Source organism: Janibacter alkaliphilus, from assembly GCF_013408565.1.
Taxonomy (GTDB): Bacteria; Actinomycetota; Actinomycetes; order Actinomycetales; family Dermatophilaceae; genus Janibacter; species Janibacter alkaliphilus.
In genome coordinates, this window is sequence record NZ_JACBZX010000001.1 from 2,744,080 (window position 1) to 2,763,160 (window position 19,081).

General features: G+C 73.4%; 20 protein-coding genes and 1 tRNA gene. 10 read left to right on the plus strand and 11 right to left on the minus strand.

Annotated features, from left to right (window positions below; all coding sequences use genetic code 11):
• The first annotated feature begins 29 nt into the window (after positions 1-29).
• Positions 30-233 carry a DUF5703 family protein gene (locus tag BJY28_RS13085; protein WP_179463390.1) on the plus strand — a complete coding sequence of 68 codons (204 nt, stop codon included), beginning with the start codon at positions 30-32 and terminating at the stop codon, positions 231-233.
• A 24-nt stretch (positions 234-257) separates the two neighbouring features.
• Here BJY28_RS13085 and BJY28_RS13090 read toward each other — a convergent pair whose 3' ends face one another.
• Together BJY28_RS13090 and BJY28_RS13095 are read right to left on the minus strand one after the other, a co-directional pair.
• Entirely contained in the window at positions 258-1,592 is a 1,335-nt protein-coding gene (locus BJY28_RS13090; protein ID WP_179463391.1) for a M20/M25/M40 family metallo-hydrolase, read from the minus strand.
• A gap of 50 nt (positions 1,593-1,642) precedes the next feature.
• A complete protein-coding gene (locus BJY28_RS13095) occupies positions 1,643-2,302 on the minus strand; it encodes an LON peptidase substrate-binding domain-containing protein (RefSeq protein WP_179463392.1) in 660 nt (219 codons plus the stop codon).
• A gap of 126 nt (positions 2,303-2,428) precedes the next feature.
• Between BJY28_RS13095 and BJY28_RS13100 the strand changes: the two genes are divergently transcribed.
• Positions 2,429-2,517: transfer RNA gene (locus BJY28_RS13100), tRNA-Leu, on the plus strand.
• Between the two features lie 75 nt (positions 2,518-2,592).
• Here BJY28_RS13100 and BJY28_RS13105 read toward each other — a convergent pair.
• Entirely contained in the window at positions 2,593-3,600 is a 1,008-nt protein-coding gene (locus BJY28_RS13105; RefSeq protein ID WP_179463393.1) for an AraC family transcriptional regulator, read from the minus strand.
• Positions 3,601-3,696: 96 nt separating this feature from the next.
• Between BJY28_RS13105 and BJY28_RS13110 the strand changes: the two genes are divergently transcribed.
• From BJY28_RS13110 to BJY28_RS13130, 5 genes are read left to right on the plus strand one after another with little or no spacing between them, the layout of a single operon-like run.
• Positions 3,697-5,286, plus strand: a complete 1,590-nt coding sequence (locus BJY28_RS13110) for a flavin-containing monooxygenase (protein ID WP_179463394.1) — start codon at positions 3,697-3,699, stop codon at positions 5,284-5,286.
• Positions 5,286-6,221: an alpha/beta hydrolase gene (locus BJY28_RS13115; RefSeq protein ID WP_179463395.1), complete on the plus strand. Its 936-nt coding sequence runs from the start codon at positions 5,286-5,288 to the stop codon at positions 6,219-6,221. Before BJY28_RS13110 ends, BJY28_RS13115 begins: the two co-directional genes overlap by 1 nt.
• A gap of 21 nt (positions 6,222-6,242) precedes the next feature.
• Complete coding sequence (locus BJY28_RS13120; protein ID WP_179463396.1) at positions 6,243-7,016, plus strand: HipA family kinase; 774 nt, start codon at positions 6,243-6,245, stop codon at positions 7,014-7,016.
• A complete protein-coding gene (locus BJY28_RS13125) occupies positions 7,013-7,396 on the plus strand; it encodes a DUF3037 domain-containing protein (RefSeq protein ID WP_179463397.1) in 384 nt (127 codons plus the stop codon). Before BJY28_RS13120 ends, BJY28_RS13125 begins: the two co-directional genes overlap by 4 nt.
• A gap of 60 nt (positions 7,397-7,456) precedes the next feature.
• Entirely contained in the window at positions 7,457-8,002 is a 546-nt protein-coding gene (locus tag BJY28_RS13130) for a YbhB/YbcL family Raf kinase inhibitor-like protein (RefSeq protein WP_179463398.1), read from the plus strand.
• On the opposite strand, the gene BJY28_RS13135 is transcribed toward BJY28_RS13130, so the two are convergent.
• The 7 genes from BJY28_RS13135 to BJY28_RS13165 form a co-directional block, all read right to left on the minus strand.
• The gene (locus tag BJY28_RS13135; RefSeq protein WP_179463399.1) at positions 7,974-9,485 is read right to left on the minus strand and encodes a hypothetical protein; all 1,512 of its coding nucleotides are present in this window, start codon (positions 9,483-9,485) and stop codon (positions 7,974-7,976) included. The genes BJY28_RS13130 and BJY28_RS13135 overlap by 29 nt on opposite strands.
• 109 nt (positions 9,486-9,594) lie before the next feature.
• On the minus strand, positions 9,595-10,401 hold the full coding sequence (locus BJY28_RS13140; RefSeq protein WP_179463400.1) for a TrmH family RNA methyltransferase: 807 nt from the start codon (positions 10,399-10,401) through the stop codon (positions 9,595-9,597).
• 9 nt (positions 10,402-10,410) lie between these two features.
• Positions 10,411-11,127 (minus strand): TSUP family transporter, encoded by a 717-nt coding sequence (locus tag BJY28_RS13145; RefSeq protein WP_179463401.1) that lies wholly within the window; start codon positions 11,125-11,127, stop codon positions 10,411-10,413.
• On the minus strand, positions 11,124-11,897 hold the full coding sequence (locus BJY28_RS13150; protein ID WP_179463402.1) for a TSUP family transporter: 774 nt from the start codon (positions 11,895-11,897) through the stop codon (positions 11,124-11,126). The genes BJY28_RS13145 and BJY28_RS13150 overlap by 4 nt, the downstream gene beginning before the upstream one ends.
• Before the next feature lie 64 nt (positions 11,898-11,961).
• Positions 11,962-13,224, minus strand: a complete 1,263-nt coding sequence (locus BJY28_RS13155; RefSeq protein ID WP_179463403.1) for an SPFH domain-containing protein — start codon at positions 13,222-13,224, stop codon at positions 11,962-11,964.
• Positions 13,225-13,299: 75 nt separating this feature from the next.
• Entirely contained in the window at positions 13,300-13,755 is a 456-nt protein-coding gene (locus BJY28_RS13160) for an NfeD family protein (RefSeq protein WP_179463404.1), read from the minus strand.
• 323 nt (positions 13,756-14,078) lie between these two features.
• Positions 14,079-14,861 (minus strand): ABC transporter ATP-binding protein, encoded by a 783-nt coding sequence (locus BJY28_RS13165; RefSeq protein WP_179463405.1) that lies wholly within the window; start codon positions 14,859-14,861, stop codon positions 14,079-14,081.
• A gap of 38 nt (positions 14,862-14,899) precedes the next feature.
• Here BJY28_RS13165 and BJY28_RS13170 point away from each other — a divergent pair, with 38 nt between their 5' ends.
• Complete coding sequence (locus BJY28_RS13170) at positions 14,900-15,658, plus strand: hypothetical protein (RefSeq protein WP_179463406.1); 759 nt, start codon at positions 14,900-14,902, stop codon at positions 15,656-15,658.
• A gap of 81 nt (positions 15,659-15,739) precedes the next feature.
• Here BJY28_RS13170 and glgA read toward each other — a convergent pair whose 3' ends face one another.
• A complete protein-coding gene (glgA, locus tag BJY28_RS13175) occupies positions 15,740-16,930 on the minus strand; it encodes a glycogen synthase (RefSeq protein WP_179463407.1) in 1,191 nt (396 codons plus the stop codon).
• Between the two features lie 77 nt (positions 16,931-17,007).
• Between glgA and glgC the strand changes: the two genes are divergently transcribed.
• Positions 17,008-18,279: a glucose-1-phosphate adenylyltransferase gene (glgC, locus tag BJY28_RS13180; protein WP_179463408.1), complete on the plus strand. Its 1,272-nt coding sequence runs from the start codon at positions 17,008-17,010 to the stop codon at positions 18,277-18,279.
• Positions 18,276-19,079 carry an LLM class F420-dependent oxidoreductase gene (locus BJY28_RS13185; RefSeq protein WP_179463409.1) on the plus strand — a complete coding sequence of 268 codons (804 nt, stop codon included), beginning with the start codon at positions 18,276-18,278 and terminating at the stop codon, positions 19,077-19,079. The genes glgC and BJY28_RS13185 overlap by 4 nt, the downstream gene beginning before the upstream one ends.
• The last annotated feature ends 2 nt before the right edge of the window (positions 19,080-19,081 follow it).

A 19,081-nucleotide genomic window follows, 5' to 3' on the forward strand; every position in this document is an offset into this window, starting at 1 on the left:
GTACCGCCCGTGGGCCAGAATGGCCGACGATGACCGAGTACGAGTTCCGTGTCCTGCACTTCTCCCGGGAGACGACCCGCGCCGACGTGCGTCAGGCCCTGGCCGACCACGCCGAGTACGGCCGCTGGGAGCTGCACCGGACGATCACCTACCTCGGCGGCGGCCGCAAGGCGTGGCTGCGCCGCAAGATCCTGCGGGTGCCGCACCCGCGCACCCTCAGCCCGAGCAGCTGACCCGCGCCCGGTCTGACCGGCGCCTCAGCAGGTGTCGATGAGCCGCGCCAGCACCCGGGTGCCGAAGCGCAGGCTCTCCACCGGCACCTTCTCGTCGATCCCGTGGAACATCGGCGCGAAATCGATGTCGGCCGGCAGCCGCAGCGGGGCGAAGCCGTAGCCGGTGATCCCCAGCAGCGAGAGGGCCTTGTTGTCGGTGCCGCCGGAGAGGCAGTAGGGCAGGATCTCCGCGCCGGGGTCCTCGGTGGTCAGCGCCGCCGTCATCGCCTCGACGAGGTCCCCCTCGAAGGGGGCGTCGATGGCGATGTCGCTGTGCTCCACCCGCACCTCGACCCGGTCGCCGGCCAGCTCGCGGATGGTCGCCAGCAGGTCCTCCTCGTGGCCGGGCAGGTAGCGGCAGTCCACCCGCGCCTCGGCGTGCTGCGGGATGACGTTGTGCTTGTAGCCGGCGTCGAGCATGGTGACGTTCGCGGTGTCCTGCAGGGTCCCGCGCACGAAGCCCTCGGCGCCGCCGAGGTGCCCGACGAGCTCGTCGAGGTCCTCGTCGGAGTAGGCGGTGCCGGTGATCTCGGAGAGCCGGTCGAGCAGCTCGCGGACGCTGACGATGAACTCCCGCGGCCACTTGTGCGCGGCGATCCGGGTCAGCGCCTCGGCGAGGTGGACGATGGCGTTGTCGTCGTTGGGCACCGAGCCGTGCCCGGCCCGTCCCTGGGCGGTGAGGGTGAGCCAGGCGATCCCCTTCTCCTGGGTCTGCAGCAGGTAGGCCCGCTGCTGGCCGCCCTCGGGGGTGGGCACGGTGACGCTGTAGCCGCCGACCTCGCTGATCGCCTCGGTGATGCCGTCGAAGAGCTCGGGGTGCTCCTTGACGAGGAAGTGGCTGCCGAGGTCGCCGCCGGCCTCCTCGTCGGCGAAGAAGATGACCAGCAGGTCCCGGGGCGGCACGACGCCGTCGCGGGCCATCCGGCGCACGTTCGCGAGGATCATCGCGTCCATGTCCTTCATGTCGACGGCGCCGCGGCCCCAGATGCACCCGTCCTTCTCGACGGCCTCGAAGGGCGGGACGCTCCAGTCCTCGGCGTTGGCCGGGACGACGTCGAGGTGGCCGTGCAGGCACAGCCCGCCGCGCTCCCGGTCCTGGCCGGGGATGCGCACGACGACGCTGACCCGGCCCGGCTCTGACTCGAAGAGCTGCGGCTCCAGGCCGACCTCGCGCAGCTGCGCCGCGACGTAGTCGGCGGCCTCGGCCTCGCCCGGCCCGGCGACGTCCGGGCCGTAGTTCGTCGTGTCGATCCGGATGAGGTCGCGGCAGATGCGGACGACCTCGTCCTCGGGATCGGTGCTGGTGGCCTGCTCGCTCATGCCGCCACTGTAGGGGCCGTCGGCGTGGGCGCTGAGGGCGGCGGGGCGGGTCAGTTCGGGTTGGCCTCGCCGCGGGGCACCGGCACGGCGCGGAAGGTGGTGACGATGCCGAGCTCGCGCTGCACCAGGGCCAGGGCGGCCCGCAGCCGCTCGCCGTCGCCGCCGGCCTCGAGGATCTGCTGCCTCTCTCGCACCGGCAGCGGCATCGCCTGGGTGACCTGGGCGGCGACCCGCTCCAGCGGGCCGGTGACCAGGGTCTCCGGGCTGCCCACCGCGCGCTGGTACCTGGCGAAGGTGACGACGAGTCGCTCGGCCAGGCGCCGGGCCTCGGCGCGGGTGACGCTCTCGTCGTCGCTCAGCGCGGTGACCTCCGCAGTGAGGTATGGCCGTCCGGTGTCGACGAGCTCGTCGAGGCGGAAGCGGCGCACCCCGGTGGTGGCGATCCGGATGGTGTGCGGGCGCCCTTCCTCGCGGACGACGTCGGCAGCCTCGACGCGGGCGGTGCAGCCGACGGCGAAGAGGTCCTCGGCCCGGCCGGCGCCGACCTCGTGACCGCGGCGGATGGCGACCACCCCGAAGAGGCGCTCGGCGGGCTCCCGCTCGCGCAGGTCCTGCAGCAGGGTGAGGTAGCGCGGCTCGAAGATCTGCAGCGGCAGGTGGCCCCCGGGCAGCAGGACGGTGCCCAGCGGGAAGATCGGCAGCACTGCCATGGGCACAGTGTGCGCCACGCCGGCCCGCGACGGGTCCGGCGCCGCCCGGTGATTCGGTCGGCTCCGGCGCTGCGTGCTACCTTTTCTCCTCGGTGCGCAGCCCTCCCCGGGCCGCTCGCCCCACTCGTCCGGGTGGCGGAATTGGCAGACGCGCTAGCTTGAGGTGCTAGTGCCCGTATTAGGGCATGGGGGTTCAAGTCCCCCCTCGGACACCATCTGACGAAGGCCCCGACCGATCCTCGGTCGGGGCCTTCGTCGTGCTCTGCCTCAGGGGTGGGTGCGACCCGGGATCACCCGGCCAGCGCGGCCCGGTAGGCCCGCGGCGAGGTCGCGTACCAGCGCCGGAAGGAGCGGGTGAAGGCGCTCTGCTCGCTGTAGCCCAGCAGCGAGGCGATGTGTGCCAGGGCCATCTCGGGGTCGGCGAGGTGGTGCACGGCGAGCTCGCGGCGCTGGGCGTCGACGATCTCGGCGAAGCCGCCGCCCTCCGCGCGCAGCCGCCGCTGCAGCGTCCGCGGGTGCAGGCTCAGCTGGTCGGCGACCACCTCGACCGTGCACTGCCCGGTGGGCAGCAGCCGACGCACCAGCCCGGCCACCGTCTCGGTGGTGCTGGCCCGCACGCTCGGATAGGTCGCCTCGAGGTAGGCCGTGGCGACCCGCGCGGTCTGCGGGTCGGCGTGGTCGATGCGGCGCTCGGCCAGCTCGGTGGTGACCTCGAAGCCGCACCAGGACGCGCCGAAGGCCACCGGGCAGCCCAGCGCCTCCTCGTAGGCCCACGTCGGGGCCACGCGCCCGTGCTGGAAGGACACCAGCGACAGCCGGGCCCCCTCCCCCGCGAGCATCCGCAGGATGCCGGCGGCGTTGCCCATGCTCATCTCGTACGGCAGGTGCTCGCCCGTCGTCGGTGGCTCGGTGATCCGGTAGAGGCAGCGCACCCGCCCGGGATCCTCGGCGGGCACCTGGCTCAGCTGCAGCGCCGGGCTGTGCACGTAGAGGTAGCGACCGATCGCGGCGAATCCCTCCTGGACCGTGGCGGCGTTGCGGGCGACCACCGCCAGCGGCCCGAGCATCGGCAGCCCCTGCCGGCGGGACATCCGCAGCCCCAGGTCCGGGCAGCCCAGCTCGGCCGCGGTGCGCTCCAGCAGGGCGCAGAAGGTGGCGAAGGGGACGAAGGCGTCCGGCTCGTGCTCGATCCCCGGGCGGATCCCGGCCACCGTCATGAAAGCGGCCGGGTCGGCGCCGAGGTCGCGGACCAGCTCGGCGTAGCCCCAGAGGTTGGTGGAGCGGATGAGGTTCGCCATCCCGCTCCCCTCGCCGTCCGTCGAGGTGTCGTCTGATGTCAAGACTATGTCGCACGGTGTCAAGACCTCAGGTATGGCGGCGATCACAGTAGATGCATGAGCACCGACATCGACAACGGCGTCGAGACCGCGGCCCACCCCCAGGCCCCCGGCGACGCGTCCGCGAACGACCGCACCCACTTCGACGTCCTCATCATCGGCGCCGGCCTCTCCGGCATCGGCACCGCGGCCCACCTGGCCGACACGCACCCCGAGCGCAGCCTCGGCATCCTCGAGCGCCGCGAGCGCGTCGGCGGCACCTGGGATCTCTTCACCTACCCCGGCATCCGCTCCGACTCCGACATGTTCTCCTTCGGCTACGCCTTCCGCCCCTGGGACGACCTGAAGATCCTCGCCGACGGCGGCTCCATCCGTGAGTACATCGAGGAGACCGCCCGCGAGCGGGGCATCACCGACGAGATCCACCACGGCCTGAAGACGCTCAGCGCCGACTTCTCCAGCGAGGACGCCACCTGGACGGTCACCGCGCTGCACGAGGCCACCGGTGAGACCCGGACCTTCACCTGCTCCTTCCTCATCAGCTGCACCGGCTACTACAACCACGATGAGGGGCACCGGCCCGCCTTCCCGGGCGAGGAGCGCTTCACCGGCGAGCTGATCCACCCGCAGCACTGGCCGGAGGAGCTCGACCACGCCGGCAAGCGGGTCGTCGTCATCGGCAGCGGGGCCACCGCGGTCACCCTCGTCCCGGCGATGGCCGAGACCGCCGGGCACGTGACGATGCTGCAGCGCTCCCCCTCCTACGTGCTCTCGCTGCCCGCCTTCGACAAGATCTCCGAGCAGCTGCGCCGGGTGCTGCCCGAGGAGACCGTCTACCGCTTCGGCCGGTGGCGCAACGTCGCCATCCAGCGCGGCCTCTACCTCGCCTGCAAGCGCTGGCCGACGGCGATGCGTCGCGCCCTGCTCGCCCAGGTCCGCCACCAGGTCGGCCCGGACGTCGACATGGAGCACTTCTCGCCGCGCTACATGCCGTGGGACGAGCGGCTGTGCGCCGTCCCCGACGGCGACCTCTTCAAGGCGCTGCGGGCCGGCACCGCCTCGGTGGTCACCGACCAGATCGAGACCTTCACCGAGACCGGTGTCCGGCTCGCCTCCGGCGAGGAGCTCGAGGCCGACATCATCGTCACCGCCACCGGGCTGCAGATCCAGATGCTCGGCGGCATGGAGATCTCCGTCGACGGGCAGCCGCGGATCTTCCACGACCAGCTGACGTACAAGGCGACGCTCATCGAGGACGTGCCCAACTACGGCTGGATCTTCGGCTACACCAACGCGCCGTGGACGCTGAAGTCGGACATCGCCGCCGAGTACCTGTGCAACCTCATGACGCACATGGACCGCCACGGCTACGACGTCGTCGTCCCCCGCGACCTGCGCGGCAGCGCGCTGGACTCCGGGATGCTCGACTCGCTGCAGTCCGGATACGTGCAGCGCGCCAAGGACACCCTGCCGCGGCAGGGCACCGAGGCGCCGTGGCGGGTGGAGATGCACTACGGCAAGGACAAGAAGATGCTGCTCGACCCGCAGGTCGACGACGAGATGCTCGAGTTCACCCGGCTGGACCAGCAGCGGGACCGGGACCGGGCCGACGACGGCAGCCGCGCGTCCGTGGGTGCGGTGGCCTGATGCTCCGCGAGACCAGCGTCACCAGCGCAGGCGAGCGGTGCGGCGCCTGGTACCTCCCCGGCGAGGGTGACGCCTTCGCCGGGCAGCACGGCCGCCCGTGCGTGGTCATGGCGCACGGCTTCGGCGGCACCCGGGACACCGGGCTGCTCGCCTTCGCCGAGGGCTTCGCCGAGGCCGGTCTGGCGGTGCTGCTCTTCGACTACCGCGGCTTCGCCGACTCCACCGGCGAGCCCCGCCAGGACGTCGCCTACCGGCGCCAGCGCGCCGACTACCACGCGGCGATCGCCGCGGCCCGGCGGCTGCCCGGGGTGGACCCGCGCCGGATCGTGCTCTGGGGCACGTCCTACTCCGGCGGGCACGTGCTGCCGGTCGGGACCCGTGACGGGGCGGTCGCCGCGGCCATCGCGATGACCCCGGCCACGGACGGCGCGGCTGCGCTGGCGCTCATCGCCCGGCGCGACGGCCTGGCCCCGCTGCTGCGGCTGACCGGGCACGGGCTGCGCGACCTCGGGCGGGCGGTGCGCCGGCGAGAGCCGCACCGCGTCCCGATCGCCGCCGAGCCCGGCGAGCTGGGCGTGCTCACCGCCCCCGGCGCGCTGGCCGGCTACACCGAGATCGCCGGCCCCACCTGGCGCAACGAGGTCTGCGCCCGCGCCTGCCTCGAGGTGGGCCTGAACCGGCCGACGATCTACGCCCGGCGGGTCGGCTTCCCGCTGCTCGTCCAGGTCGGCGACCAGGACCGCACCGCCCCACCGGCAGCGGCCCGTCGGGCCGCGGAGAAGGCCGGCGCCGAACTGCGCTCCTACCCGGTGGACCACTTCGACGTCTACACCGGCGAGGGCCAGCAGCGGATGCTCGCCGACCAGCTCGCCTTCCTGCAGGACCGGCTCGGTGCCCGGCCCCGCGAGGAGGTGACCACGGCGCCCGCCGGCTGAGCCACCTCGTAGGCTGCCGCCGTGCTCGAACGCGTCGCCGCCGTCCGCTACGCGGTCCCCCTGCGCGAAGGGGGATCGCTGCCCGGCGTCGTCGAGGCCAGCGACGACGGCACCTACGTGGCCAAGCTGCGCGGCGCCGGGCAGGGGCTTAAGGTGCTCGTCGCCGAGGTGATCGTCGGCGAGATCGGCCGGCTGCTGGGCGTCGCCGTGCCCCGCATGGTCGTGCTCGACCTGCCCCGGGCGATCGCCCGCTACGAGGCGGACGAGGAGGTCCAGGACCTGCTCACCGCCTCGATCGGCGACAACCTCGGCGTGGACTACCTCCCGGGCTCCTTCGGCTACGACGGCTCCCGCCCGGCGGCGGCCGAGGTGGCCGCGCCGATCCTCTGGCTGGACGCCTTCACCGCCAACGTCGACCGCACCTGGGCCAACCCCAACCTGCTGCTCTGGCACCGCGAGGTGTGGGCGATCGACCACGGCGCTGCGCTGTACGTCCACCACGCGTGGGCACGCCGGGCCCCGGACGCCGCCCGCTTCGCCGCGCTGCCCTTCGACGCGAGCGAGCACGTGCTCGCCGAGCTGGTCCCCGCCGGGCAGCTCGCCGCCCAGCAGGAGCGGGCGGCTGCCACGCTCACCGAGCCGGCGCTGCGCGCGGTGGTCGATCTCGTGCCGCAGGAGTGGCTGGAGACGAGCGAGGCGCTGCCGACCGCCGACGGCGTGCGCGAGGCCTACGTCGAGCACCTGCGCGCCCGGCTCGCCGCGCCGCAGCACTGGCTGCCCGGAGGGTCCTCATGAGCGCGCTGCTGCCCTACGCCTACGTCGTGCTGCGGGTGGTGCCGGTCGCCGACCGCGAGGAGTTCGTCAACGTCGGGATCGTGCTGCGCTGCCAGGAGGCGGACTACCTCGGTGCCGGTTTCCACGTGGACACCGCCCGCCTGGCCGCCCTCGCACCCGACCTCGACCTCGTCGAGGTCGAGCAGGCGCTGCGGGTGGTCTGCGAGGTCGCCGACGGGGTCGAAGGGGGCGGGCGCCCCCGACTGGGCAGCGACGTGCGCCGCTTCGGCTGGCTCAGCGCCCCGCGCTCGACGGTGGTGCGTCCCGGTCCGGTGCATTCGGGGCTCGCCGCTGACCCGGCCGCCGAGCTCGACCGGCTGCTCACCCGCCTCGTGCGCTGAGGCGCTGCGGCGTGCACCCGGGACTGCACAGCCAGCGGTGCAGCACCTAGGGTCGGGACCATGGATCTCAACTCCCGCCCGACCGCACCGGACCCGTACGCGCTGCTGCCGGAGGTCCCCTCCTTCGAGCTGACCAGCGAGGCCTTCGCCGACGGCGGCACGCTGCCCGACGACCAGGTCGGCGCGGCGGGCAACACCAGCCCGCAGCTGGCCTGGAGCGGCGCCCCCGAGGGCACCAAGAGCTACGCGGTCTCCTGCTTCGACCCCGATGCCCCGACCCCGGCCGGCTTCTGGCACTGGACGGTCCTCGGCATCCCGGCCGAGGTGACCTCGCTGGCGACCGGCGCCGGCGCCGAGGGCGGCGCGGGGCTGCCCGAGGGGGCCTTCATGACGACCGCGGACACCGGGGCCCAGGCGTTCTACGGCGCCGCTCCCCCGGCCGGTGACCGCCCGCACCGCTACGTCTTCGCCGTGCACGCCCTCGACGCCGAGCCCGACGAGCTGGGGCTCGACGGCTCGGCCACCTGCACGGTGGCGGCCTTCACCTACCTCTTCTCGACGATCGGGCGGGCGACCCTCACCGGGACGTACCAGGAGCCGGCCTGACCCACCGCTGACGCCAGGCGTCCAGCCGCGGCGTCGGCATCACTGCGCCGTGGTGGGCGCCGGCCGGCTCGTCCCCGACGAGCATCCGAGGCTCGTCGCGGAGGCCCGGGCGGGCGAGCTGGGCGTCGGTGCGCGCCGGCACGACCTCCAGGGCGGCGCGGGCCACCTCCTGGGCCAGCGGCGCGGCCGCGGTGATCGCGTCCGGGTCGATCGTCGCCGCCCCCGGGAAGGGGCGCGCCCACGCGGCGTGCATGTCCCGCAGGTTCCGCAGCCCGGGCGTGGCCGTCATCCGCTCCGGACCCAGCCGGAGGCCGGCCCGGTGCAGCGCGTGGCAGAAGGACGCGAAGTGGGTGCGCGTCCCGATCTCGGGGTGGTAGGGCGCGATCCCCCAGGCGGTCCGCTCGCCCGCGCTGCGGCGGGCGGCCTCCGCCAGCCGCTGCGCTCGCGGTGAGGTGAAGGCGCGCTCCGGGTCGAAGCCGCGGCCCTGCACGCCGGTGGCCAGGGCGAAGAGCCCGTGCTCGAGGCACTTGCTGCAGGCCAGGCACCAGCGGCGCATCCTGGTCGTGCGCATGCACATCACCACCCGTCGGGCGGCGGCCGGGTCGAGCGCCGCCAGCGCGGTGTACGAGACCAGCTCGCTGATCGCCTCGTGGGTGCCCTGCAGGGAGAGCGGATAGCCGTGCACCGCGGCGAGGTAGTCGCTGGTCGCCTCGAGCTGCTCTCGCCTGCCGGTGGGGTTGGAGAAGCGCAACGAACCGTCGGCTCTCGGGGTGCTGCGGTAGCCGGCCGCGGTCCGGGAGAAGGTGATCGTCTCGACGCCCTCGGCCATGAGCAGCGGCAGCAGGGCCGGGCCGTAGAAGTTGACGTGCGGCGCCCGCCGTCGGCCGGCCGCCGTGAGGGTGGCCAGGAAGTCGTTGTCGACGACCCGGACCGCCGACCGGGTCGCCACGGCGGTGGGCAGCACGACGAGCAGCGCCGAGCGCAGCGCGGTCTCGAGCCGGGCGCGCCGGGCGTTGGCCGAGTGCTGGATGACGTGCACCGGGAGCACGTCGCGCCGACGGCGGGAGCCGCGCAGCACGCTGAGCGCCAGCGAGCTGTCCTTGCCGCCGCCGAAGGAGACGGCGATCCGCCCGGGGCGGGTCGGCGGCGCCGGTGTCGACGGCAGGGGGTCGCCGCTCGTCTGCAGGGTGACGTGGTCGCTGCCGTGGATCGCGGTCCACCACTCCCGCTGGGCGGCCGGGACCCCTTCGGGCAGGACGACGGTCACCGGTCCGGGCTCGCCGGCCCACACCCGCAGCTGCAGGGAGAGGAAGACGTCCCAGATGGCCGCCCGCGGCAGCCGGTCCAGCCGGACCCCGACGAAGTGGGCCCGCCACCGGGTGCGCCGCTGCAGCGCCGACCCGCCCGGGTGGGTCCAGGAGAAGCCGACCCGCCCGCCGCGGACCACGGGTGGGTTCACGACGATGGTCAGCGGGGCGTTCATGGCCGGTGACGCTACGCCGCGTTCACCCGCTGGTCATGAAACGTGCATGAGGTTTCCCTCATGGACGGCGGTCACCATGCCCCCTGGTGATCACTGCTCCTGATGGTCATCAGGCGCGCAGCGCCCAGGCAGCCACGGCGGCGGCCGCCGCGACGTTGAGCGAGTCGACCTCTCCGGCCATCGGGATGGTCACCGTCAGATCGGCGGCGGTCATGGTCGCCCGGGAGAGCCCGTCGCCCTCGGTGCCGAGCACCAGCGCCAGCCGCTCCGGCGGGTCCGTGGCGAGCCGGTCGAGCGGCACCGCGTGCTCCCCCAGGCCGAGCGCGGCGACCGTGAGGCCGAGCCCGCGCAGGACGTCTGCACCGCCGGGCCAGGGGTCGATCCGGGTCCACGGCACCTGGAAGACGGTGCCCATCGACACCCGCACCGCGCGCCGGTAGAGGGGGTCGGCGCAGCGCGGGGTGATCAGCACGGCGTCGGTGCCGAGCCCGGCGGCGCTGCGGAAGATCGCGCCGACGTTGGTGTGGTCGACGACGTCCTCGATGACCAGCACCCGCCGGGCCTCGGCCAGGGTCGCCTCCACCGAGGGCAGCGCCGGCCGGTGCATCGACGCCAGCGCCCCGCGGTGCACGTCGTAGCCGGTGACCGTCTCGATGACCCGCGGGTCGCCGACGTAGACCGGCGCGCCGCCCTGCTCGACCGTGTCGATGACGTCGGCGAGGTCCTCCAGCCAGCGCGGTGCCATGAGCAGCGACCGGGGGCGGTGCCCGGCGGCCAGGGCGCGGCGGATCACCTTCGCCGACTCGGCGATGTAGAGCCCGCCCTCGGGCTCCAGCGCCGTGCGCAGCTTCACGTCGGTGAGCCTGACGTAGTCCCGCAGCCGCGGGTCGTCCGGGTCGGTGATCTCGGTGGGCACCGCGGCAGCCTAGGACAGCGCCGCGCGGACCAGGACGACGACGCTGGCCAGGACGCACAGCGCCAGCACCCCGGCGCGCATCCGACGCTGGTCGACGTGCCGGCGCACCGGCCCGGACAGCAGCAGCCCGACGACGAGGAAGGGCAGCCAGACGAGCCCGGCCCGCAGCTGGTCCCCGGTGACCTGGCCAGCGAGGGCCAGCCCGGCCAGCGACCCCGTCGAGCCGACGACGAAGAAGGCGGCCAGGGTCGAGCGGATCCGGTCCGGGGCCTCGTGCTGCAGCACCAGCGCGAAGAACGGGCCGCCGATCGCCGCGGCCGTCCCGGACACCCCGGTGATCGCGCCGGCCAGCGCCGCGTTGCGCGGCGTCGCGGTCGCCTCCAGCCGGACCAGCGAGAGCACCACCGAGACGAGCACGAGCACCCCGACGACCGCGGCGATCCCGGCCGCGGGCAGCACCGCGACCAGCCACACGCCCGGTGCGGTGAGCAGCAGCCGCCAGCCGAGCGCCCAGCCCAGCAGCCGCCAGGCGATGTCGCGGGGCTGGGTGAGCAGCTGCATCGTGGGCAGGGCGAAGCCGAGCAGCAGCAGCGAGGTCGGCATGAGCTCCGGCTCGGCGACGATGATGGCCGGCGCCGCGACGACCGCCAGGCCGAAGCCGAGGGTGGACTGCACCACGGTGCCCAGCAGCACGGCGAGGCCGAGCAGGAGCAGGGTGGTGCTCACCCGAAGAACACCATGCGCACGATGCCGACGATCCCGATGACGACGATCACCGCACGCAGCGCGTTCGGCGGCAGCCGGCGACCCACCTTCGCCCCGAGCACCCCGCCGATCAGGGCACCGACGGCGATGAGCCCGGCGATGCTCCAGTCCACGAGCTCCGGGGAGACGAGGACGAACATCAGCGCCGCGACCGCGTTGACGACCGTGCCGAGGACGTTCTTGATCCCGTTGAGGCGCTGCAGCGGCTCGCTGCTCAGCGCGCTGAGCAGCCCCATGAGGATGACGCCCTGGGCGGCACCGAAGTAGCCGCCGTAGACGCCGGCGACGAGCACCCCGACCATGAGCGCCACGAGGTGCCAGGCCGGCGCGCGCCCGTCCTCGTCATGGTGGCCCCGGGCCCATCGCTGGATGCGGGGGCCGGTGACGACGAGCAGCACCCCGAGCGCGATGAGCACCGGCACCACCGAGGCGAAGGCCTCCTCGGGCAGCACGAGCAGCAGCAGGGCGCCGGTGACCGCGCCGAGCACCGACATCGGCACCAGCCGGGCGACGAAGCGGCCGGCCCCCTTCAGCTCGGGCAGGTAGCCGGCCGTGCCGGAGATGCCGCCGGCGACGAGGCCGATGTTGTTGGAGACGTTGGCGGTCACCGGGGGCACGCCGAGCGCGATGAGCGTCGGGAAGGTGACCAGGGTGCCGGAGCCGACGACGGTGTTGATGCCGCCGGCCCAGACGCCGACGACGACGACCAGCAGCACCTCCCACCACGACACCCGGTCACCCTACGTGGGTGACCGGGTGTCGACCGGGGCCCGGTGGTCGGCGCTGCGCGCCGGGTCAGCGGGGCCGGGTGTCGTCGTCCGTGCCCGGGCCCGCGGGCGGGGTGGGCGGCGGGACGTCGGCCGGGGGGCCGGACGGCGGCGGGCTGCCCTGGCTGCTGCCGGGCGGGGGTCCGGCCGGGCCGGTAGGTGCCGGGTCGGCCGGGAAGGGCGCCGCAGGCGGGGCCGACGCGGGGGTCGGGTCCGGCACGTCCCCGCCGCGGCTGGAGCTCGGCTGGACCCGCCCGACCGGGGTGGCGTGCTCGGTGGCCTCGCGGCTGGCCTGCCCGGCCTGGCCGCGGGCCTCCTTCAGCGCCTGGGCCGGGTCCTCGAGGATGGTGTCGTCGAAGGGGTTGTCCTCCGGGCGGTCCGGCTCCACCCACCCTTCGTCGTCGTCGCCGAGGTCCGGGGCCTTGCTGCCCAGGGAGCCGCCGATGCCACGCAGCGCGTCGGTGAGCTCGCTGGGGATGACCCACATCTTGTTGGAGTCGCCGCGAGCGATCTGCGGCAGCACCTGCAGGTACTGGTAGGCGAGCAGCTTCTGCGTCGGCTTGCCGCGGTGGATCGCGTCGAAGACCTGCTGGATGGCCCGGGCCTGACCCTGGGCCTCGAGGATGCGGGCCTGGGCCGAACCCTCGGCGCGGAGGATCTGGCTCTGCTTCTCACCCTCGGCGGTGAGGATCTGGGACTGCTTGACGCCCTCGGCGTTGAGGATGGCCGCGCGCCGGTCGCGCTCGGCCTTCATCTGCTTCTCCATCGACTCCTGGACGCTCATCGGCGGGTCGATCGCCTTGAGCTCGACCCGGTTGACCCGGATGCCCCAGCGGCCCGTCGCCTCGTCCAGCGCCCCGCGCAGCTGGCCGTTGATCTGGTCACGGCTGGTGAGGGTCTGCTCCAGGTCGAGGGAACCGATGACGTTGCGCAGCGTGGTGACCGTCAGCTGCTCGATGCCCTGGATGAAGTTGGCGATCTCGTAGACGGCGCGCTTGGAGTCGATGACCGTGTAGTAGATGACGGTGTCGATGTTGACGACGAGGTTGTCGCTGGTGATCACCGGCTGCGGCGGGAAGCTGACCACCTGCTCGCGCAGGTCGATGCTGGCGCGCACCTTGTCGACGAAGGGCACGAGGATGTGGATGCCGCCCTCGAGGGTGCGCGAGTAGCGACCCAGCCGCTCGATGATGAGCGAGGTCTGCTGCGGCACGATCCGCACGGTCTTGAAGAGGATGACCAGTGCGAAGACGACGAGGACGGCAAGGAAGATCAGGACTCCGAGTCCCATGCGTCGGTCCTTTCGGTGAGCGGACCGGCGGGGCCGGTCCTTCGTGGTCGGCGGGCGGACCCGCCGGTGAGCGGGTCAGGCGAGCGGCTGGTTGGTGACGATCGCGGTGGCCCCGTCGATGGCGACGACGCGCACCTCCTCACCGGGGGCGCACGGGGGTTCGCCGTCGGGGACGCGGGCGCTCCACATCTCTCCGGCGAGCTTGACCCGGCCGTCGGTCTCGGTGACGGTCTCGACCACCCGGGCCAGCCGTCCGGTGAGGGCGGCCGAGCCGATGCCGTGGGAGGCCTCGGAGTCCATGAACTGGCGCTTGACCAGCGGCCGGACGATTCCGACGAGCAGCAGCGCGACGACGACCGCGAGCACCACCTGCACGGCCACGGGGGCACCGAGGGCGGCGGCCAGCGCACCGACGGCGGCGCCGCCGGCGAGCATGACGAAGACGAAGTCGACGGTGACCGCCTCGACGGCGACGAGCACGAGCACGAGGCCCATCCACGCCAACCAGAGGTTGTCGCTCAGCCAGTCCATGCCCGCCCCCTTCGTCGTCGGTCGTCGCCCGGTCGGCGCGACCGGCCCATCGTGCCCGATCCTGCCCGTCCGACCGCACCCCGGTGCCCCGACCAGCCCAGACGTGACCACACCGTTGCCCCACCCCCCTTCGTCCGCAGCACCCCGGAAGCTCCCCGGTCGGCCGACCCCGCACGCCCACCAGACCCGCAACTGCCTAGGCAGCTGAGTTTGCTCATCTTGCAAGGTGAGCGAAGTCAGCTGCCTAGGCAGTTGCGGCTTGAAGTGCAGTTGCGGCTTGAAGTGCAGCTGCGGAGAAGGAGTAGCCGCGGGAGGGAAGGGGCTCAGCGGGCGCGGGCGGCCCAGCGGTCGCCGTGCCGGTCCAGGACGAGATCGAGGCCGAAGGTGGCCGAGAGGTTCTCCTGGGTCAGCGTCAGCTCCAGCGGGCCCTGGGCGACCACCTCGCCCTGGCGCAGCAGCAGCACGTCGGTGAAGCCCGGCGGGATCTCCTCGACGTGGTGGGTGACCATCACCAGCGCGGGCGCCTCGAGGTCGGCGGCGATCGCGCCCAGCCGACCGACCAGGTCCTCCCGACCGCCGAGGTCGAGGCCGGCGGCCGGCTCGTCGAGCAGCATCAGCTCCGGGTCGGTCATCAGCGCCCGGGCGATCTGCACCCGCTTGCGCTCCCCCTCCGACAGCGTCCCGTAGCGACGCTCCAGCAGGTGCTCGGCGCCCAGGGCCACGAGCAGCTCACGCGCCCGGTCGTGGTCGAGGTCGTCGTAGGACTCGCGCCACCGGCCGACGACCCCCCACGAGGCGGTGACGACGACGTCGACGACCCGCTCCTGGGCGGGGATGCCCTCGGCCAGCGACGAGGAGGCCAGACCGATCCGCGGCCGCAGGTCGAAGACGTCGGTGGCGCCGAGGACCTCGCCGAGCACCCCGGCGACCCCGGAGGTCGGGTGCATCCGCCCCGCCGCGAGCTGCAGCAGGGTCGTCTTGCCGGCACCGTTCGGGCCGAGCACGACCCAGCGCTGCCCCTCCTCGACCTCCCAGTCGACGTCGCGCAGCAGCCGCGACCCGCTCCGCACGACGTAGACACCGGCGAAGGCGAGGACGTCACTCATGGCCCCGACCCTAACCGGCACCGCCTACGATCGGTCAGATGCCCGAGATGCCTGCCTCCGTCCGCGTCGCGCTCTGGGTGACGCACGCGTGGAGCGGCGCGATGCCGCTGGCCGGGGCCCTGCAGCGCGCCCTCCCCGACGTCGACCACGTCGAGGGGCTGGTCGAGCAGCTGCGGGTCTGGCACGACCTCGGCGAGGGTGCCCTGCTGGTCGCGCTCCCCTCCCCCGGCGACGTCACCGGGCTGCCACGCACCGGCCCGGTGGCGCTGCAGGACGCCGTCGACGGCGGCGAGGCCGTCTTCGTCCCCGGCATCGGCGGCATGCTCGTCCCGCACGGCTCCACCTTCGGCTCCCCCGGCGCCCAGGGCTACCGGCTGGACTGGATGGCCCACGAGGCAGACCCGGTGCCCACCCACCGGATCGAGGCGCTGGACCCCGGCGAGCTGGAGCGACGGCTCCAGCAGGCGGTGCGCGAGGCGACCATGGAGGGCGAACGGCTGGGCGGCCAGCCCTTCGCCGGGGAGATGGCCCGGGAGGTCGCCGACGCCCGCCTCGGCGGGGACTGGGCGCTGCCGGAGAGCCTCGGGGAGCGGGCCCGTCGGGTGATCGTCTCGGCGGGCACCGCCGCGGTGGTCGCCGAGCTCGGACTGAACCAGCCCGACGGCGCCCTGGACGCCGCGACACGCGCGGCCCGGGACGGGGTGCTGCGCCGGCTCGGCCGCGAGGCCGACAGCGTGCTCGCCGAGGTCACCAACGCCGCCTGCGCGGCCATCGCCGGCTGGGTGCCGGCCCGCTGAGCCGACGTCCGCTCGACCGCCGAGGTCCGCCGAGCCCGGCGCCTGAGAGCCCCGGTGATCCCGCGACCAGCCGACGACTGCTCAGCCGAGCACCTGCTGGTAGACCTCCAGCGTCCGGTCGCCGATGGTCGCCCAGGAGAACTCCTCGACCGCCCGACGCCGCCCGGCCAGGCCACGCTCCCGCGCCCGCTCGGGGTCGGTCACCGCCGCGGTCAGCGCGGCCGCGAGATCGGCGACGAAGCGGTCCGGGTCGACCGGGGTGCCGGTGCCGTCGTCGACCTGCTCGATCGGCACCAGCCAGCCGGTCTCGCCGTCGACGACCACCTCGGGGATGCCTCCGGTGGCGGTGGCGACCACCGGCAGGTCGCAGGCCATCGCCTCGAGGTTGACGATGCCCAGCGGCTCGTAGACCGACGGGCAGGCGAAGACCGTCGACGCCGACAGCAGCGCGATCACCTCGGCCCGCGGGAGCATCTCGGCGATCCAGACCACCCCGTCGCGGGTGGCCCGCAGCTCGTCCATGAGCGCCTCGACCTCGGCCCGGATCTCCGGGGTGTCTGGCTGCCCGGCGCAGAGCACGAGCTGGACCTCCGGCGGCAGCTCCTGGGCGGCGCGCAGCAGGAAGGGCAGCCCCTTCTGCCGGGTGATCCGCCCGACGAAGATGACCGCCGGCCGGTCCGGGTCGATGCCGTGCCGGCGCACCACGTCCGGGTCCTCGGCCCGCTGCCACAGCTGGCTGTCGATCCCGTTGTGCACCACGTGCACCCGGCCCGGGTCGGTCGCCGGGTAGCTGCGCAGGATGTCCCGTCGCATCCCGTCGCTCACCGCGATGACGCCGGCAGCGGCCTCGTACGCGGTGCGTTCGACCCACGAGGAGAGCCGGTAGCCGCCGCCGAGCTGCTCGGCCTTCCACGGGCGCAGCGGCTCCAGGCTGTGCGCGCTGACGACGTGCGGGACGTCCAGGAGCAGCGAGGCGGTGTGCCCGGCGAAGTTGGCGTACCAGGTGTGCGAGTGCACCAGGTCGGTCCCCTCGCAGCCGCCGGCCATGGCCAGGTCGACGCCCATCGTCACCAGGGCGGCGTTCGCCCCCTGCAGCGAGGGCGGGTCGGGGTAGCCGGTGGTGCCCTCCTCCTCGCGCGGGTCGCCGAAGCAGCGCACCCGCACGTCGAGGTCACCACGGCTGCGCAGGGCCCGGGTCAGCTCGGCGACATGGACCCCCGCTCCCCCGTAGATGGCCGGCGGGTACTCCTTGCTGAGGATGTCGACGCGCACCCGCCCAGACTAGGGCTCGGGGCAGTACGTTGGGGCTGAGCGACGCCGCCGTCGACGGACCAGCCAAGGAGGGTGCCATGCGCAGCCACGGACAGCCCAGGGTTCTCGCGATCGTGCTGGCCGGGGGTGAGGGCAAGAGGCTCATGCCGCTGACCGCGGACCGGGCCAAGCCGGCGGTCCCCTTCGGTGGGATCTACCGGCTCATCGACTTCGCCCTGAGCAACGTCATCAACTCCGGGTACATGAAGGTCGTCGTGCTCACCCAGTACAAGAGCCACAGCCTCGACCGGCACGTCAGCCGGGCCTGGCGGATGTCCACGCTGCTGGGCAACTACGTCGCCGCGATCCCGGCCCAGCAGCGGATGGGCAAGAGCTGGTACATGGGCAGCGCGGACGCGATCTACCAGTCGCTCAACGCGATCAACGACGAGCGGCCGGACATCGTCGTGGTCGTCGGCGCCGACCACGTCTACCAGATGGACTTCAGCCAGATGGTCGACCAGCACATCGAGTCCGGAGCCGGGTGCACGGTCGCCGCGATCCGCCAGCCGATCGAGATGGCCGACCAGTTCGGGGTGATCGAGGTGGACGCCGAGAACCCCCGCAAGATCCAGGCCTTCCGGGAGAAGCCGACCGATGCCGTGGGGCTGCCGGACAACCCGCAGGAGGTCTACGCCTCCATGGGTAACTACGTCTTCACCACGGACGCGCTCATCGACGCGGTGTGCGCCGACGCCGAGACCGAGGGCAGCAAGCACGACATGGGCGGCGACATCGTGCCCGCCTTCGTCGCGCAGGGCGGCGCGTACGCCTACGACTTCTCCGACAACGAGGTGCCCGGCAGCACCGACCGGGACCGCGGCTACTGGCGCGACGTGGGCACCATCGACAGCTACTACGACGCGCACATGGACCTCACCTCGGTGCACCCGGTCTTCAACCTCTACAACTCCGACTGGGCGATCTACACCCACTACGGGCAGCACCCGCCGGCGAAGTTCGTGCACGGCCAGGGCAACCGGGTCGGCGAGGCCCTGAGCTCGCTGGTCTCCCCCGGGGTCGTCGTCTCCGGCGGCCGGGTGCACAACTCGGTGCTCTCCCCCGGCACCGTGATCCACAGCTTCAGCACCGTCGACGACTCGGTGATCCTCGGCGAGGTCGACATCGGTCGGCACTGCAGCCTGCGCAAGGTGATCATCGACAAGTCGGTGCAGATCCCCAACGGCACCCGCATCGGCTACGACCGGGAGGAGGACGAGGCCCGCGGCTTCGTCGTCACCGACTCCGGGATCACGGTCATCGGCAAGGGCCAGGAGGTGACCGTCTCCCCGGACGACGGGCTGACGTGAGCGACGTCCGGATCGGGGTGCAGATCCAGCCGCAGCACGCCGACTACGCCGAGATCCGCCGCGCCGTCGCGGCCGCCGAGGAGGCCGGCGCGGACGTCGTCTTCACCTGGGACCACTTCTTCCCGCTGCACGGCGACCCCGACGGCAAGCACTTCGAGTGCTGGACCGTGCTCGGGGCCTGGGCCGAGGCGACCGAGAAGGTGGAGATCGGCGCCCTGGTCACCTGCAACAGCTACCGCAACCCGCAGCTGCTCGCCGACATGGCCCGCACCGTCGACCACATCAGCGACGGGCGGCTCATCCTCGGCCTCGGCGCCGGCTGGTTCGAGCGCGACTACGACGAGTACGGCTACGAGTTCGGTACCTCCCCGGGCCAGCGGCTGGACGCCCTGGCCCGGGACCTGCCGCTCATCGAGCAGCGGTGGGCCCGGCTGAACCCGCCGCCCACCCGGGACATCCCGGTGCTCATCGGTGGTGGCGGGGAGCGCAAGACGCTGCGGATCGTGGCCGAGCACGCGACCATCTGGCACGGCTTCGGCGATGCCGCGCAGATCGCCCGCAAGCACGAGGTGCTCGACTCCTGGTGCCGGCGGGTGGGCCGCGACCCGGCGGAGATCGAGCGCTCCGCGGGCGTCTCACCCACCCCGGGGCGGCTGCCGGAGGACGTGGCCGACTACGCCGCCGGTGCGCAGGCGCTCTACGACGTCGGCACCCGGCTACTCACCTACGGCACCGACGGGCCGGACCACGACCTCGGACCGCTGCGCGACCTCCTCGCCTGGCGAGACGGGCTGAGCTGAGC